Source organism: Gordonia sp. BP-119, from assembly GCF_016924115.1.
Classification (GTDB): domain Bacteria; phylum Actinomycetota; class Actinomycetes; order Mycobacteriales; family Mycobacteriaceae; genus Gordonia; species Gordonia hongkongensis.
In genome coordinates this window covers 1-14,256 of record NZ_JAFFZF010000002.1, presented here as the reverse complement: position 1 = coordinate 14,256, position 14,256 = coordinate 1, and the positions used below count along the sequence as shown (strand labels likewise).

Below are 14,256 nucleotides of genomic sequence, written 5' to 3'. Positions count from 1 at the left end.
GCCTGCTACGTTCGCCGAATGATCGATCGACGCGGGCCCCTCGCGATGCGGTGGGCGGTCGCTCTGGCCGCCGTGGTGACACTGACCGTCGGAAGCGGATGCGCACTCATCCCGTCCGAGAATTCCGGGGAGTCCCGTCCGTCGTCCGCGTCGACAAGCAGCGCACCGAGTCCGACGCCGTCGCGCTCAACGGACCCGACCGGCGACGCCGACGCGGCGCAGTGCCGGCCCGACGACTGCCCGAAGTTGCCGACGCCGACCGCGGAACTCATGACCAGCGGGGTCACCCCGGCCAACGTGGACACCGCGGTGCCCGACTACCTGACCACGCTCCTCGACGACCTCGACCAGACATGGGGTGGGTGGTTCGACGAACTGGGCTGGGGCGACCCGGCACCGGGACGGGTGCTGATCGAGTCCGGCACCTCCTTCGCCACGGAGTGCATTGCCGGCGACGAGGATTCGAACCCCGTACCGATCCCGTCCGACGAGGCCAACGCGTTCTTCTGTGGAGTGGACACCGAACCGAACGGAGAGGGCACCCCGACCGAGGGCAGCATCGTGCTCCCGGTCGACACCTTCGCGGCCATCTGGGACGGCAACGTCTTCGGGGTGCCATCGCCGATCGTCGGCGACTTCACCGCGGCGATCGTGGTCGCTCACGAATACGGCCACAACGTCGTGTTCCGGATGGCCGAGGCGTTCGACATCCCCGACAGCCGTCTCCCGGCCGGCAAGAACAGCGAGCTCATCGCCGACTGCCTGGCCGCGAACTGGGGTGCAACCGCCTACCAGCGTGATGCGCTCGGCGCGCGGGAGATCCTGCAGGTCGCGACGCTGCTGCCGATCATCGGCGACACCGGCGGCGCGTCCGGACACGGCTCGGCGCGCGAACGTGCGGTGGCGTTGACGGTCGGACTGACCGGCCCGCAGTTCAACCGCCAGGGTCAGCCGGTCGACTGCATCGAGCGGTACTGGCCGGAATTCTTCGAGGTGGAGTAGGGCCACCTCAGGGAGCGGGTCGTCGTCAGTGGCGCCAGAAGTCGGTGACCGAGAGCCCGACGTCGGCCAGGAGGGTGCGGACCAGCGGCAGGCCGATACCGATGACCGACGACGGGTCGCCCTCGATGCGCTCGACCAGCCAGCCACCCAGACCGTCGAGGGTGAATGCGCCGGCCACCTGTAGAGGTTCACCGCTGGCGACATACCGCTCGATGACGTGGTCGTCGGCGGCGGCGAAATGGATCGTGGTGGAGCTCGTCCCGCCGGCGGTCGCGGGCCGGTCGAGGCGGATCAGGTGATGGCCGGTCAGCAGGTCCGCGCTACGACCGCGCATCTCCGACCACTGCGCGACGGCGCGTTCGGGGGTGTGCGGTTTGCCGAGCAGCCGGCCGCCTAGATGGAGCATCGAGTCGCAGCCGATGACGGCCACGGCGCTGCCGGACCCGGCGAGTTCGGCGATCTCCGGAAGTGCCGCAACGGCTTCCGCCTTCGCGCGGGCGAGTTCGGCGACCACCACACCGGCCGGTGTGGAATCGGGGAGCGCGGCGAGGAGCGCATCCTCGTCGACATCCGACACCCGCACGACCGGCTCGACGCCTGCCGCCCGAAGGATGCGGAGCCGGGCAGGGGAGGCCGAACCGAGTACGAAGATCGGGCCGGGAGTACCCGGCCCGATCTCGGATTCGGATGTCATCGTCAGTAACGCAGGTTGGTGAAGCTTCCCGGGCCGCCCCACTGCGGACGCAGCCGGTCGATCGGGTGGCCCCAGTCGTTCCGGGTCTCGGGCTCGGCCGAACCGCCGCCCGAACCGGCACCGGCGAGGACGGTCACCAGCACGGCGAGGTCCTCGTCGGTCGGATTGCCGCCGACGACCGTCAGGAACGGACGCTCGGACTTCGTGGAGTCTTCGCTCACGGAATTCTCGCTCTCGGAACTGACCGCTGGTGTCACAGGGGGATGTTGCCGTGCTTCTTGGGCGGCAGGTTGACCATCTTGCGCTCGAGCAGCTTGAGCGCAGTGGCGATCTGACCGCGGGTGTGGCTCGGCGGGATCACCGCGTCCACGTATCCGCGGGCGGCCGCGACATACGGGTTGACGAGGGTGTCCTCGTACTCCTCCTGCAGCTGCAGACGCAGTGCGTCGACGTCCTCACCCTTGGCGGCCGCGTCCTTGAGCTGGCTGCGGTACACGAACCCGACCGCACCCGAGGCGCCCATGACGGCGATCTGGGCGGTGGGCCACGCCAGGTTCACGTCGGCACCCATGTGCTTGGAGCCCATGACGTCGTACGCGCCGCCGTAGGCCTTCCGGGTGATGACGGTGATCTTGCCGACCGTCGCCTCGCCGTAGGCGTAGAGCAGCTTCGCACCGCGACGGATGATGCCGCGGTACTCCTGATCGGTGCCGGGAAGGAAGCCCGGGACGTCGACCAGGGTGACGATGGGGATGTTGAAGGCGTCGCAGGTGCGCACGAACCGGGCGGCCTTCTCCGAGGCGTCGATGTCGAGGCAGCCGGCGAACTGCGTCGGCTGGTTGGCGACGATGCCGACGCTGCGGCCGTCCACCCGGCCGTAGCCGATGATGATGTTCGTCGCGTACTCGGCCTGCACCTCGAGGAACTCGTCGTCGTCGAGTATGCGACGGATGACCTCGTGCATGTCATAGGGTTGGTTCGGCGAATCCGGGATCAGGGTGTCGAGCTCGAGGTCTTCTTCGGTGAGGGTGTCCTCGATGGAACCGGCGGCCGGCTGCGCGACGGGCAGACGCGGGGCATCGGCGCGGTTGTTGCTCGGCAGGTAGCTCAGGAGTTCCTTGACGTACTCCAGGGCGTCCTCTTCGTCGGAGGCGACGTAGTGCGCGGTGCCCGACTTCGACATGTGCGTGTGGGCGCCGCCGAGCTCCTCCATCGTCACCTCTTCACCGGTGACCGTCTTGATGACGTCCGGACCGGTGATGAACATCTGGCTGGTCTGGTCGACCATGACCACGAAGTCGGTGAGCGCGGGGGAGTACACGTGACCGCCGGCCGCGGCGCCCATGATCAGCGAGATCTGCGGGATGACACCGGAAGCACGCACGTTGCGGTGGAAGATCTCGCCGTAGAGGCCGAGCGAGACCACGCCCTCCTGGATGCGGGCGCCGGCGCCGTCGTTGATGCCGATCAGGGGGCGACCGGTCTTGATCGCGAGGTCCATGACCTTGACGATCTTCTCGCCGTAGACCTCGCCGAGGCTGCCGCCGAAGACCGTCGAATCCTGCGAGAAGACGCAGACCTCGCGACCGTCGATGGTGCCGTAACCCGAGACGACGCCGTCACCGAGCGGGCGGCGCTCGGCGAGTCCGAAGTTGGTGCTGCGGTGCCGGGCGAGGGCGTCGAGTTCGACGAAGGACCCCTCGTCGAGCAGGTGGGTGATCCGTTCCCGCGCGGTGAGCTTGCCCTTGGCGTGGGTCTTCTCGACGGCGGCCTCACCCACCGGATGCTTGGTCTCCTCGAGACGATTGCGCAGATCGGCGAGCTTTCCCGCCGTCGTGTGGATGTCGGGAGCGGCGGCGTCGTCGCGCGAAGCAGTGGTCATGACTGACGATGCTAACTACCCGAGTGTGAGCCACGTCAACCGGATCAACGTGAGATATCCCTCAGGTTTACGAGCGATCGGTCGGTGGGCCGGCGGGTCGACCGTGAAACCGGTGGTATCCGTTCGTGCGGAGGCGGCGGCCAGTAGTTTCGTCAGGTATGAGTCTCGACGCCGATCTGCTCCGCACCCGTCTCACCGGCACCCGCTGGCACCGCATCGAGGTGGTCGAGGCGACCGGTTCGACCAATGCCGACCTCGTCTCGCGCGCCGCCGGCGAATCCGTCGGGGGCGCCGTGCGGATCACCACCGACCAGACCGCCGGACGTGGCCGCCACGCCCGCACCTGGACCGCGCCGGCCGGCACGCAGCTGGCCATGTCGGCCGCGCTCGACGTCGCCGACCACACCGAGGACCTGGGCTGGCTGTCGCTGCTGGCCGGACTCGCCGCCGTGCAGGGTGTCGACGACGCGATGGGGATCCGTCCGACGCTCAAATGGCCGAACGACGTGCTGATCGACGGCAAGAAGGTCGCGGGCATCCTCTCGGAATACACCCGCAGCGAGCATGCCGCAGGTGGCCCGGGAGGCGTGGCGGTGATCGGCACCGGGCTCAACACCACGATGGCGGAGGAGCAGCTGCCGGTCCCGACCGCCACCTCGCTCCGGCTCGCCACCGGCCGCGACGTCCCCCTGACCGAGCTCGCCGCGTCGTACCTGCGGGCGCTCTCCGAGCTGCTCGACCTGTGGCCGCACGACCTGGACGGGCTCGCGGCGCGGTACCGCGACGACAGCGACACCATCGGCCGCCGCGTACGGCTGGTCCTGCCCGGCAATCGTGAGGTCGTCGGCACCGCGACCGGTGTCGACCCCTCCGGCCGGATCGTCGTCGACGCCGACGGTGAGCAGGTGGTGGCCGCCGCGGGCGATGTCACCCACCTGCGGCCGGAGTGACTTCGACTCGGCTCGTCGCTCCGCTCCTCGCCGGCTCAGCCGGCGGGGCGCTGGACGCTCTTGCCGGCCATCGCCGGGATGATCGTCAGCGAAGGCAGACCGATCACCAGATGCACGATCGCGGTCTCGATGCCCACCGAGATCTGGTTGTAGGTCAGGATCGGGATCAGCACGGCCGCCACCAGCAGCAGGCCGACGATCCACCGGTAGAACTGATCGGGTGACGGCGTGACCAGGTGCAGCACGTACCAGAGCGCACCCGCGGCAAGCGCGCACAGGAAGCCGACGACGCCGAACCAGAGCTCGCTGGCGGCGACCGGGTTCCACACGCCGAACTTGCCCGACTCGTTCACCTTCTCCACGAATGCGGAGATGATCCAGGCGACGAGCCATGCCGCGAGACCGGTCACCACGCCGGTCATGACCACACCGCCGGCGAACGTGACGGGATTGATGTCCGGGCCACGACGGGGCTTGGCGGGCTGGCCCGGCCGGCCGTAGGCGCCCTGGCCCCCGTACGGATCTCCCGCATAGGGATCGGCGGCGTACGGATCGCGCGCATAGGGGTCGTTCTGGCTGCTGTAGGCACGCGACTCGGGTGTGTAACCGGACTCGTAGCGCGCGGTCCGCGGGTCGCGGGGATCCTGGTAGCTCATGGCGTTCTCCTCCCCGACCGGTCGTGAAAGCCGATGGTCGGATCTGGTGTCGGTCGGATCTGGTGTCAGGGCCCTGGCATGCTCACGGCACGAGGACGGCGGCGGTCGGCGTGATTGGCAGTCTACTGCGGCACCCGGCCGTTTATGCTGAGCCGCATGGCCTATCCGCGGGAGAACCTGGCGTCGGGGGAACGCGTCGTACTCCATCGGCACCCGCACTGGAAATGCCTGCTCGGGCCGTTCCTGTTGTTCGGGCTCCTCACCGCCGCCGCCGGCGTACTCCTCGGCGTCATCACGTCGTCGGGGTTGCGGTCGACACCGCAGACCGTGCTGCTCATCGCGGTCGCGGCGGTCTGGGCCATCGGCTTCTGCTGGTACTTCGTCCGCCCGCTGATGTCCTGGAAGACAACGCATTTCGTGCTCACCGACCGGCGGGTGATGTTCCGCAACGGAATCATCACCCGGTCGGGCATCGACATCCCGATCCGCCGGATCAACACCGTCGAGTTCCGGCACGGCCTCGTCGACCGGATGCTGCGCACCGGCACGCTGGTCATCGAGTCGGCCTCCGACGAACCGCTGTCCTTCGACGACATCCCGCAGGTGGAGAGGGTGCACGCGCTGCTGTACCACGAGGTGCTCGACGTCCACGACGACGAAGATCATCCGTGGGACGGACACCGGCGCGATTCCCACGACCAGCCCGCCGACGGTCCCGTGCACCCCGGTGACCGGGCGGAGAACCGGGGGGTCCGCGACCGATGACGACCGTGCTGCTCGCCGAGGACGACGCCGCGATCGCCGAACCGCTCGCGCGGGCGCTGTCGCGTGAGGGTTACGGCTGCGAGGTGGTCTCGACCGGGGCGGATGCCCTGGAGAAAGCCCTCGACACCCGCTATGAACTGCTCATCCTCGACCTCGGGCTACCGGTGCTCGACGGTCTGGAGGTGTGCCGGCGGGTACGGGCCCAGCGACCCGCGCTCGCGGTGCTGATGCTGACCGCACGCACCGACGAGGTGGATTTCGTGGTCGGCCTCGACGCCGGCGCCGACGACTACGTCGGCAAGCCGTTCCGCCTGGCCGAGCTGCTGGCGCGGGTGCGTGCCCTCCTGCGGCGTCGCCAGCCCGGCGACGTCGTCCTCGAGGGCGGTGCCCTACGCCTGGACGCGCGGGCACGCCGCGTCCTGGTGAACGGACACGACCTCACCCTGGCCAACCGCGAGTTCGACCTGCTGCGCTTCCTCATGGAACGCGCGGGCGAGGTGGTGACGCGCGAGGAGATCCTCACCGAGGTGTGGGGTTCGGCCGACCTGCGGTCGTCGAAGACCCTGGACATGCACATCTCGTGGCTGCGCCGGAAGATCGGCGACGACCGCCACGACCGTCCCCGCCACATCGTGACCGTGCGCGGCGTCGGATTCCGGTTCGACCCCTAGTCGTCTCATGCGCCGTCGCCTGCTCACGACCATGATCGCCGTCCTGCTGGCGGTCGGTGGGCTGCTGGGCATCCCGCTGAGTGTCGTCGCGTGGTGGTGGGTCGCCGACAACGCGCATCAGGACCTCGACAATCGGCTGAAGGTCATCGCAGACCAGCTGATCCGGCAGGAGGGGGCCGACGGCCGGATCCCGCCGGAGTCCCTCGACCGTGAGGCGTTCCAGCTGCTGCTGCCGCCGAACGGCAGCCTGATCGTCACCTTCCCCGACCTCACCGGCACCCTGCAGCGCACGGTGGTCGGGGCGGACATCAGCGAGCCCCGGCTCTCGGAGTCCATCGCGCTCGGCGCAGCCGGGACGCTGACCCTGTCCATCCCGCGCGACGAGGTGCGCAACGACCAGTTCACCGCCGCCTCGATCGTGGCCGTCATCGTCGTCGCGTCCGTCATCGGCGGCACGCTCGTCGCCGCGGTCACCGCGGGTCGGATCGTCGATCCGCTGACCGATCTCGCCGATCGGGCCGCGACCATGGGCCGGGGCGACTTCCGGACCCAGTGGAAGATGTACGGCATCGCCGAACTCGATCGGGTGTCGCGTGCACTGGCCGACGCGAACGCCGAACTCGCCCTACGCCTCGAGCGCGAGCGAGAGGTCGCCGGTGACGCCTCCCACCAGTTGCGCAGCCGCCTCACCGCGATCCAGCTGCGCCTGGAGGAACTCTCCCTGCACGATGACCCCGCGGTCGTCACCGAGGCCGAGGCCGCCCTCGATCAGATCGAGCGGCTCTCCGCCGAACTCGACGAGCTGGTCGAGGCGTCCCGGGCCGACGAACCCGCGCCCGAGTTCGTCGACGTGTCGGACATGCTGACGACGCTGGTCGGGGATTTCCGGCACGCCTTCGAGGCGAGGGGCCGCGAACTGCTGGCGACCTTCGACGGCGTCCCGCACGCGCTGACCGCGAACCCGGGTCGTCTCCGGGAGGCGGTCAGTGTGCTGGTCGACAACGCCCTGCAGCACGGCCGCGGGACCTGCCGGATCCACGTCGGCACCCTGCCCGCGGGCGATCTGGTGCGCATCACCGTCGCCGACGAGGGTGACGGGGTCGCCGACGAGATCGCCGCACACATCTTCCGTCGGGGTTTCTCGGCCGGGCGACGGCCCGGCGCGGGCCGGAGCGGGGTCGGCCTGTCACTCGCGCGGGCATTGATCGAATCCGACGGTGGCCGACTCGAACTGACCGTCCGGCGACCGCCGGTGTTCGCGATCGTCGTGCCCGCGCGGCTGGTCACCGGACGCGATCAGCTCGGCACCGACCGGGGCGACTCCGAACTCGCCGACGAGATCGACGAGAACTCCGGCCGGTCCCCGCGATCGGGCGTCAGGCGTGACCGAGTTCCTCATCGTTGAGCTCGGCGAGCGAGGGGTGCAGGTCGGTCGATCCGGCGTCCCCGCCGCGCAACTGTTCTTCGGGGAAGGCGAACTTGCGCAGTGCCCAGAACCGGAACGCCATCTGCATGAGGTTGCCGATGATGTAGCCGAGCACGAAGTCGATGACCACGATCTCGGACACGCTCAGGTTGGAGCGCATGTCGAAGATGTTGTTGGCGACGAACAGTGGAGCGGCCTGGAGGATGACGCCGATACCGCTGATGGCGAAGAACAGCATCGCCTCGTGGTGACGTTCGCGGCCGCCGCGGTTCTTGAACGCCCACTCGCGATTGAGGATGTAGCTCAGGATGGTGGCCAGGACGCCGGCAATGACCTTGGCGATGACCGGCTTGGTCTCCAGGACCGTGAGGCTCAGGCTGTAGAAGATGGCGAGGTCGAAGACGAAGGTGGTCCCGCCGACCATCGCGAACTTGATCAGTTCGTGGTGCCGCATCACGAGCCGACGGACCGGCGCTGGGAGGCGGGCGATCATCTCGTCGATCAATGGCACAAGATCCGAGTGTACGAAACGAAACCGCCGGGACACGTGCCGGGCGGTTGTGCGAATGATGCCGCATACATGCCACGATGGTGCGCGTGAATTCACGCGAGCAGGTCGGCGGGGCCGTGTCCCCGTCGTCGCAGGTGCCGCCGGTCCCTGAATCGGGGCGCCCGGGCGGCCGGGCGTCGGGGATGCCGACCGTGACGATGATCGGCGGCGGCCAACTCGCTCGGATGACCCACCAGGCCGCCATCGCCCTGGGCCAGTGCCTGCGGGTACTGGCGGCCTCGGAATCCGATCCGGCCGCCCAGGTGAGCGCCGACATCGTCCTGGGGTCGCACGACGACCTCGACGATCTGCGGCGCGCCGCGTCCGGGTCGGTCGCGGTGACCTTCGACCACGAGGGCGTCCCGCTGGCGCACCTGCAGGCACTCGAAGCCGACGGCGTCGCGGTGCTGCCGCCGTCGAAGGCGCTGCATTTCGCGCAGGACAAGCTCGCCATGCGGGTCCGGCTGGCCGAGCTCGGACTGCCCGTGCCCGACTTCGCCGACCTGTCCGGGGACCGGGCCGCGGCCCGGTCTCGTCTGATCGAGTTCGGCGAGGCCAACGACTGGGCCATCGTCGTCAAGGCGGTCCGCGGCGGTTACGACGGCCGCGGGGTGTGGCTCGTCGACGGCGCGGACGACGCTCTCGCGGTCTTCGACGAGTACCCCGACGACGCACCGGCGCTGCTCGCCGAACAGAAGGTGCCGATGCGACGAGAGTTGTCGGCGATGATCGCGCGGTCGCCGTTCGGTCAGGGTGGGGCGTGGCCGGTGGTCGAGACCATCCAGCGCCACGGGCAGTGCGCGGTCGTCCTGGCACCGGCTCCCGGGCTCGACGACGAGGTCGCCGCGCAGGCACAGCAGATGGCGTTGCGGCTGGCCGACGAGCTCGGTGTGGTCGGTGTGATGGCGATGGAACTCTTCGAGACCGTCGACGGCGAGCTGGTCGTCAACGAGCTGGCGATGCGTCCGCACAACAGCGGGCACTGGACGATGGACGGCGCGGTGACCTCGCAGTTCGAGCAGCACCTGCGCGCCGTCCTCGACTATCCGTTGGGCAGCACGGCACCGAGTGCGCCGGTGACGGTGATGGCCAACATCCTCGGCGCGGCGGACGCACCGGCGATGTCGATGGACGAGCGGCTGCACCACCTCATGGCCCGGATGCCCGAGGCCAAGGTGCATCTCTACGGCAAGGGCGAGCGGCCCGATCGCAAGATCGGGCATGTGAACATCGTCGGGCGCGAAGGGGATTCGCCGGAGTCGGTACGGGAGCGTGCCGAACGCGCGGCCCAGTGGATGTCGCGGGCGACGTGGACCGACGGATGGGATGAACATTCATGAGTGAGACGCACGGCCCGCGGGTGGGCCTGATCATGGGCAGTGATTCGGACTGGCCGACGATGAAGGCGGCCGCCGAGGCCCTCGCCGAGTTCGACGTGCCGTTCCAGGTGGGCGTCGTCTCGGCTCACCGCACACCGCAGCGCATGCTCGACTACGCGGCAGGGGCGGCGGGCCACGGCATCGAGGTGATCATCGCGGGAGCCGGTGGCGCCGCGCATCTTCCGGGCATGGTCGCGTCGGCGACCCCGCTGCCGGTGATCGGGGTACCGGTCCCGTTGCGGCATCTCGACGGACTGGATTCGCTGCTGTCGATCGTGCAGATGCCCGCCGGGGTCCCGGTGGCCACGGTGTCGGTCGGCGGCGCCCGCAACGCCGGGCTGCTCGCGGTCCGCATCCTCGCCGCCGCCGACGCCGACCTGCGCGCCCGGATGGTCGAATTCCAGCAGGGGCTCGAACAGATGGTTCTCGACAAGGACGCGGCACTCCAGCAGGAACTGCTGGGGGAGTAGCACTTCCGCCGATCAGATCGTCGGCTGCAGGCCGAGCTTCGCGGTGAAGAAGTCGATGACCCGATCGTAGGCCTCGCGGGTCGGTTGCCCTGGCTCGTCGCGGAGGTCCTCGGTGAGCACCGAATGTGGCCGCGGCAGCATCGAATCCGGGTTCGCGGACTCGTCGGGTAGCTCGATGCCGATGAAGGCGTCGCCGAGGATCTCCCGGAGATACGCGAATCGGGCTCCCGGCACCAGACGGTCGCCCTGGAAACGCAGACCCATCACCTCGAGGCCGCGTGCGCACCGCGCCTGCACCAGAGCGAGATCCGACTCGCTCACGTCGATGGCCCGCGCGCGTCCCGGCAACACCGCGAACGGCAGTGAGGGCTGGGACAGCACCGGGGCGAGCATCCGCTCGTCGGTGGCCATCGCGAGTGCGAACCCGCCGGTGAAACACATCCCGACGGCACCGACCCCGGGGCCGCCGCACCGGTCGTGTTCGCGGGCGGCCAACGCCCGCAGCCACGACGCGACCGGTGACGTCTTGCCGGTGGCCAGGATCGTGAACTCGCGGGTGATGCAGGCCCGGGCGATGGTGCCGAGCATGTTCGTCGCCGAGCCGACCGCGCCGAGGTTGTCCGGGCGAGGATCACGGCCGTCGACGCCGAACAGCGACGGCAGCACCGCGGTGGCGCCCGCCCCGGCCACCCGGCGCGCGACGTCGGCGACCTTGGGGCTGATCCCCGGCATCTCGGCGATGACGATGACGGCGGGACCACTGCCGAGGCGATGCACCCGGCGGGTGGTCCCGTACAGGGTCACGTCCTCGGCGACGAAGTCGTCGAGCGGGTCGTCGGCCATCAGATCACGCCGCGTGCAGTGTGCCGAGGAGCGCGGAGTCGAAGAGTCGCGCCGGGATGCGGGCACCCTGGGCGATGTCCGGCGAGTCCGACGGCACCACCCGCGGACCGGTCACCCGGTAGTGCCGGTTCTTGCGGATCAGGCCGAAGGTCCCGGCGGCCTGCACGTTTCGGACCCAATCGGTGTGCCGCCCGTACGTGAGGATGATGGTGAGACGATCGCCGTCGACCCACGCCATCACCGGGATGGAGTAGTGCCTGCCGGACTTGCGTCCGACGTGCTCGACCATCGCGTACGGAGCCAGTCTGGGCGCCCATTGTCGCTGGATGGGGTTGGTCACTCGCTTGTTCAGCCGGGCCACCACGCGGGGGATTCGCATGTCCCCACTGTGCCCGATCGGCGGCGTGCCCGCGGGGTTCACGACAGGATCAGGGTGGCCTTTTCCATCTCGGCGATCGCCGCGAGCCGTTCCGGTGAGGCCGCGGAGACGTGGACGAGGCTGCCGCCCGCCAGCAGAGGTGCCAGGAGGTGAGCGATCACCCGGTCGCCGGAGTACCACGGCCGGGTGGACACCACGCGGGCGCCCGGTCCGATTCCCTCGCGCTCAGCCGTCGCCCGGGCGTCGTCGAGCACCTCGCCGATGGGGGCGCCCTCCAGGGTGGCCGATGCAGGGTACCGAGACGAGAACTGATCGCCGTGGACGCGGACGACGCTGCCGTAGTCGCCGACGCCGGGCGGCAGGTCGCGCAGCGGCAGCGCGAACGGATCGAGCGAGGCGACCACGACCTCGTCGACGTCGGGATGGCTGTCCAGGCGATCACGGCTGGTGAACACGATCATCGGGTCTTCGGTGGAGTCGAAGTGCACCTCGGCGCCCGCCCAGAGCGCGCCCAGCAGGATGCCGGCCGTCTGCCAGTGCTCCGGGAGATCGACCGCGACGACATCGCCTTCGGCGACCCCGATCTCGTCGCGTAGGTAGTTCGCGGTCTTGGCCGCCCAGTTGCCGAGGGTCGCCGCCGAGAGCTCGGTGCGCTCACCGGTCGCGTCGTCGTAGTAGGTCAGCAGCGGACGCGAATGATCGGCGACCGCGGCGAAGATCGCGTCGGTGAGAGTGTTCGGAGTCAGTTCACGCACATGGGCCCCTCGTTGCCCGCGGTGATCGGCGGGCGCTTGTTGCCGACGCGCTCGCTCGCCGGCGTGTTGTCGGTCTGGTCGCCGGTGTCGCTGATCGAGCCCGGACCGGCGTAGGTGTTGGTGAGCACCACCTTCAACTGATCGTCGCCGAGGGCGGGATCGGCGACGACCTGGGCGCCGCCGAGATCCTTGGCGAGGAGCCGAGCGGCGTCGCTCTCCTCCTTGGCGTACACGATCGAGTCCTTCGTGTCGGCCTTGCCGCTGGAGGTGGCTCCGACCCGGAAACCCTTGTTGGTCAAGATGTTCGCGACGTTCGAGGCGAGCCCGTCGATGGTGCCGGCGTTGACCACGTCGACCGTGTAGTCGCCGCGCTGGATGCCCTGCGTCTGCTTCGGTGCCAGCAGGTCACCGGTGAAGGCCTGGACCTCGCGCGGGTCCACCTGGACGACGCTCTGCTGACCGTCCTCGCTCCAGCCCTGCTCGGTCACGATCGGGATGGTCGCGAACTTCACCCGGCCGCCGCTGAGATCCTTGAGCTGTTCGGCGAACCGGATGATGTCCCAGTCGTCGTCGATGACCACCGATCGCGACACCGCGTCCTGCAGCTCCGACAGCTTACCCGGATCGGTCAGGGTGTTCGCCGAGATGATCTTCTGCGTCAGCGACGCCATGAACGCCTGCTGACGGGTGATGCGGTCGAGATCGCCGCGGGGGAGGCCGTGGCGCTGGCGCACGAAGCTGAGCGCCTTGGGCCCGTCGAGAGTCTGACGGCCGGCGCGGAACCGCGCGCCCGTGAAGGGATCCCGGACCGCGTCGTTCAGGCAGACGTCGATGCCCCCGGCCGCGTTCGTCAGCAGCACGAACCCCAGCAGGCCCACCTCCGCGTAGTGGTCGACCTGCACGCCGGTCAGGTTGGCGACGGTGTCCACCAACGCCTTCCGGCCAGCCAGGGTGCCCTCGGACTCGGCCTCGCTCTCGGATTTGCCATCGGTGACCGCTTGCGCGCGAACGGTTTCGCGCGTCGTGCCGTAGGCGGCGTTGATCTTGCTCATCCCGACACCGGGTACGTCGACATACGAGTCGCGGGGGATCGAGATCGCGGTCGCCGACGAGCCGTCGTCGGGGATGCGGATCAGCAGGATGGTGTCGGTGTTGGTCGCCACCTCGTCGCCCGACCGCAGGAGTCGGAGTTCCTCCGGCGACAGCGGATTGCCCTTGGCGTCGGTCCGCGAATCGGTGCCCACGAGGAGGATGTCGACGGCCCCGTCTTCGGCGCCACCGCCGAGATCGAGTCCGCCGAGCTGGGTGATGCGGGTCTGCAGATCCGACATCGTGTTCCAGGCGTATCCGGTGCACAACAGCACCGCCACCGAGGCGACCGCGATGAGCGCACGACCCCAGCCGGCCCCCGGGGTCCGGGCACCTTTGCGTCGGCTGTCCGCCGGCGGCTTCGACGGTGGTTCCGGTGTCGACGACGTCGCCGCCGTGCGTCGGTCGCCGGACTTCGGTCCGGTCTGCTTCGGTCCGGCCGATTTCGGTCCAATCTGCTTGGGTCCGGTCTGCTTGGGTCCGGTCGGCTTCGGGTCGGTGGACTGACGTGCGGTCGGCTTCCGCGGGCTCGTCTTGGGGTCGCCCGGCTTCTGCTCGGACGTCCGCTTAGCGGCCGGGGCCGGGCGGGTGTGGATCTCGCCGGAGGTGCGTCGGACGGGCCGCGGCTCGCCGGGGCGGCGCTGCCGGGTAGGGGTGGGTTCCACGGCTTCTGGCGTGGCTCGTCGACCGCCGGGGGCGCGACGTTCGGAGTTGCGGGTGTCGGCGGCCGGCCGACGCCGGGGGT

The 14,256-nt window shown here is 69.5% G+C and carries 16 protein-coding genes; 7 read left to right on the top strand and 9 right to left on the bottom strand.

The window, feature by feature from the left end; genetic code table 11:
* The first annotated feature begins 18 nt into the window (after positions 1-18).
* The gene (locus JW364_RS01375) at positions 19-1,002 is read left to right on the top strand and encodes a metalloprotease (RefSeq protein WP_231632652.1); all 984 of its coding nucleotides are present in this window, start codon (positions 19-21) and stop codon (positions 1,000-1,002) included.
* Positions 1,003-1,027: 25 nt separating this feature from the next.
* Here JW364_RS01375 and JW364_RS01370 read toward each other — a convergent pair whose 3' ends face one another.
* The 3 genes from JW364_RS01370 to JW364_RS01360 are packed head-to-tail and all read right to left on the bottom strand — an operon-like array spanning position 1,028 to position 3,578.
* Positions 1,028-1,696, bottom strand: a complete 669-nt coding sequence (locus JW364_RS01370) for a nucleoside triphosphate pyrophosphatase (protein ID WP_055475051.1) — start codon at positions 1,694-1,696, stop codon at positions 1,028-1,030.
* Positions 1,697-1,698: 2 nt separating this feature from the next.
* Complete coding sequence (locus tag JW364_RS01365) at positions 1,699-1,917, bottom strand: acyl-CoA carboxylase subunit epsilon (RefSeq protein WP_171011626.1); 219 nt, start codon at positions 1,915-1,917, stop codon at positions 1,699-1,701.
* Between the two features lie 32 nt (positions 1,918-1,949).
* Positions 1,950-3,578 (bottom strand): acyl-CoA carboxylase subunit beta, encoded by a 1,629-nt coding sequence (locus tag JW364_RS01360; RefSeq protein WP_055475049.1) that lies wholly within the window; start codon positions 3,576-3,578, stop codon positions 1,950-1,952.
* A 158-nt stretch (positions 3,579-3,736) separates the two neighbouring features.
* Between JW364_RS01360 and JW364_RS01355 the strand changes: the two genes are divergently transcribed.
* Positions 3,737-4,528, top strand: a complete 792-nt coding sequence (locus tag JW364_RS01355) for a biotin--[acetyl-CoA-carboxylase] ligase (protein ID WP_055475048.1) — start codon at positions 3,737-3,739, stop codon at positions 4,526-4,528.
* 35 nt (positions 4,529-4,563) lie between these two features.
* Here the strand turns inward: JW364_RS01355 and JW364_RS01350 are convergent, their stop codons facing one another.
* On the bottom strand, positions 4,564-5,184 hold the full coding sequence (locus JW364_RS01350; RefSeq protein WP_055475047.1) for a hypothetical protein: 621 nt from the start codon (positions 5,182-5,184) through the stop codon (positions 4,564-4,566).
* Between the two features lie 144 nt (positions 5,185-5,328).
* On the opposite strand from JW364_RS01350, the gene JW364_RS01345 reads away from it, so the two are divergent.
* The 3 genes from JW364_RS01345 to JW364_RS01335 are packed head-to-tail and all read left to right on the top strand — an operon-like array spanning position 5,329 to position 8,025.
* Complete coding sequence (locus tag JW364_RS01345) at positions 5,329-5,949, top strand: PH domain-containing protein (RefSeq protein WP_055475046.1); 621 nt, start codon at positions 5,329-5,331, stop codon at positions 5,947-5,949.
* Positions 5,946-6,620 carry a response regulator transcription factor gene (locus tag JW364_RS01340; protein WP_004572230.1) on the top strand — a complete coding sequence of 225 codons (675 nt, stop codon included), beginning with the start codon at positions 5,946-5,948 and terminating at the stop codon, positions 6,618-6,620. The genes JW364_RS01345 and JW364_RS01340 overlap by 4 nt, the downstream gene beginning before the upstream one ends.
* A 7-nt stretch (positions 6,621-6,627) precedes the next feature.
* The gene (locus JW364_RS01335) at positions 6,628-8,025 is read left to right on the top strand and encodes a sensor histidine kinase KdpD (protein WP_055475045.1); all 1,398 of its coding nucleotides are present in this window, start codon (positions 6,628-6,630) and stop codon (positions 8,023-8,025) included.
* On the opposite strand, the gene JW364_RS01330 is transcribed toward JW364_RS01335, so the two are convergent.
* On the bottom strand, positions 7,997-8,557 hold the full coding sequence (locus tag JW364_RS01330; protein WP_197282748.1) for a GtrA family protein: 561 nt from the start codon (positions 8,555-8,557) through the stop codon (positions 7,997-7,999). The two genes, JW364_RS01335 and JW364_RS01330, sit on opposite strands and share 29 nt — an antisense overlap.
* Positions 8,558-8,739: 182 nt before the next feature.
* Between JW364_RS01330 and JW364_RS01325 the strand changes: the two genes are divergently transcribed.
* A complete protein-coding gene (locus tag JW364_RS01325; RefSeq protein WP_171011628.1) occupies positions 8,740-9,936 on the top strand; it encodes a 5-(carboxyamino)imidazole ribonucleotide synthase in 1,197 nt (398 codons plus the stop codon).
* Positions 9,933-10,445 carry a 5-(carboxyamino)imidazole ribonucleotide mutase gene (gene purE / locus JW364_RS01320; protein WP_055475043.1) on the top strand — a complete coding sequence of 171 codons (513 nt, stop codon included), beginning with the start codon at positions 9,933-9,935 and terminating at the stop codon, positions 10,443-10,445. The genes JW364_RS01325 and purE overlap by 4 nt, the downstream gene beginning before the upstream one ends.
* A gap of 12 nt (positions 10,446-10,457) precedes the next feature.
* Here the strand turns inward: purE and JW364_RS01315 are convergent, their stop codons facing one another.
* The 4 genes from JW364_RS01315 to JW364_RS01300 form a co-directional block, all read right to left on the bottom strand.
* Positions 10,458-11,288, bottom strand: a complete 831-nt coding sequence (locus JW364_RS01315) for a dienelactone hydrolase family protein (RefSeq protein ID WP_055475042.1) — start codon at positions 11,286-11,288, stop codon at positions 10,458-10,460.
* A gap of 4 nt (positions 11,289-11,292) precedes the next feature.
* Entirely contained in the window at positions 11,293-11,667 is a 375-nt protein-coding gene (locus tag JW364_RS01310; protein WP_055475041.1) for a nitroreductase family deazaflavin-dependent oxidoreductase, read from the bottom strand.
* A 38-nt stretch (positions 11,668-11,705) separates the two neighbouring features.
* Positions 11,706-12,422 carry a TIGR03089 family protein gene (locus JW364_RS01305; protein WP_055475040.1) on the bottom strand — a complete coding sequence of 239 codons (717 nt, stop codon included), beginning with the start codon at positions 12,420-12,422 and terminating at the stop codon, positions 11,706-11,708.
* On the bottom strand, positions 12,410-14,256 hold a 1,847-nt coding region (locus JW364_RS01300; RefSeq protein ID WP_240198503.1), incomplete at its 5' end, for an LCP family protein. The genes JW364_RS01305 and JW364_RS01300, both read right to left, overlap by 13 nt.

Excerpts from the sequence above, each read along its gene's own strand:
- JW364_RS01375 (WP_231632652.1), top strand. The coding sequence starts at position 19 with ATGATCGATCGACGCGGGCCCCTCGCGATGCGGTGGGCGGTCGCTCTG.
- JW364_RS01370 (WP_055475051.1), bottom strand. The coding sequence starts at position 1,696 with ATGACATCCGAATCCGAGATCGGGCCGGGTACTCCCGGCCCGATCTTC.
- JW364_RS01360 (WP_055475049.1), bottom strand. The coding sequence starts at position 3,578 with ATGACCACTGCTTCGCGCGACGACGCCGCCGCTCCCGACATCCACACG.
- JW364_RS01355 (WP_055475048.1), top strand. The coding sequence starts at position 3,737 with ATGAGTCTCGACGCCGATCTGCTCCGCACCCGTCTCACCGGCACCCGC.
- JW364_RS01350 (WP_055475047.1), bottom strand. The coding sequence starts at position 5,184 with ATGAGCTACCAGGATCCCCGCGACCCGCGGACCGCGCGCTACGAGTCC.
- JW364_RS01345 (WP_055475046.1), top strand. The coding sequence starts at position 5,329 with ATGCTGAGCCGCATGGCCTATCCGCGGGAGAACCTGGCGTCGGGGGAA.
- JW364_RS01340 (WP_004572230.1), top strand. The coding sequence starts at position 5,946 with ATGACGACCGTGCTGCTCGCCGAGGACGACGCCGCGATCGCCGAACCG.
- JW364_RS01335 (WP_055475045.1), top strand. The coding sequence starts at position 6,628 with ATGCGCCGTCGCCTGCTCACGACCATGATCGCCGTCCTGCTGGCGGTC.
- JW364_RS01325 (WP_171011628.1), top strand. The coding sequence starts at position 8,740 with ATGCCGACCGTGACGATGATCGGCGGCGGCCAACTCGCTCGGATGACC.
- purE (WP_055475043.1), top strand. The coding sequence starts at position 9,933 with ATGAGTGAGACGCACGGCCCGCGGGTGGGCCTGATCATGGGCAGTGAT.
- JW364_RS01315 (WP_055475042.1), bottom strand. The coding sequence starts at position 11,288 with ATGGCCGACGACCCGCTCGACGACTTCGTCGCCGAGGACGTGACCCTG.
- JW364_RS01310 (WP_055475041.1), bottom strand. The coding sequence starts at position 11,667 with ATGCGAATCCCCCGCGTGGTGGCCCGGCTGAACAAGCGAGTGACCAAC.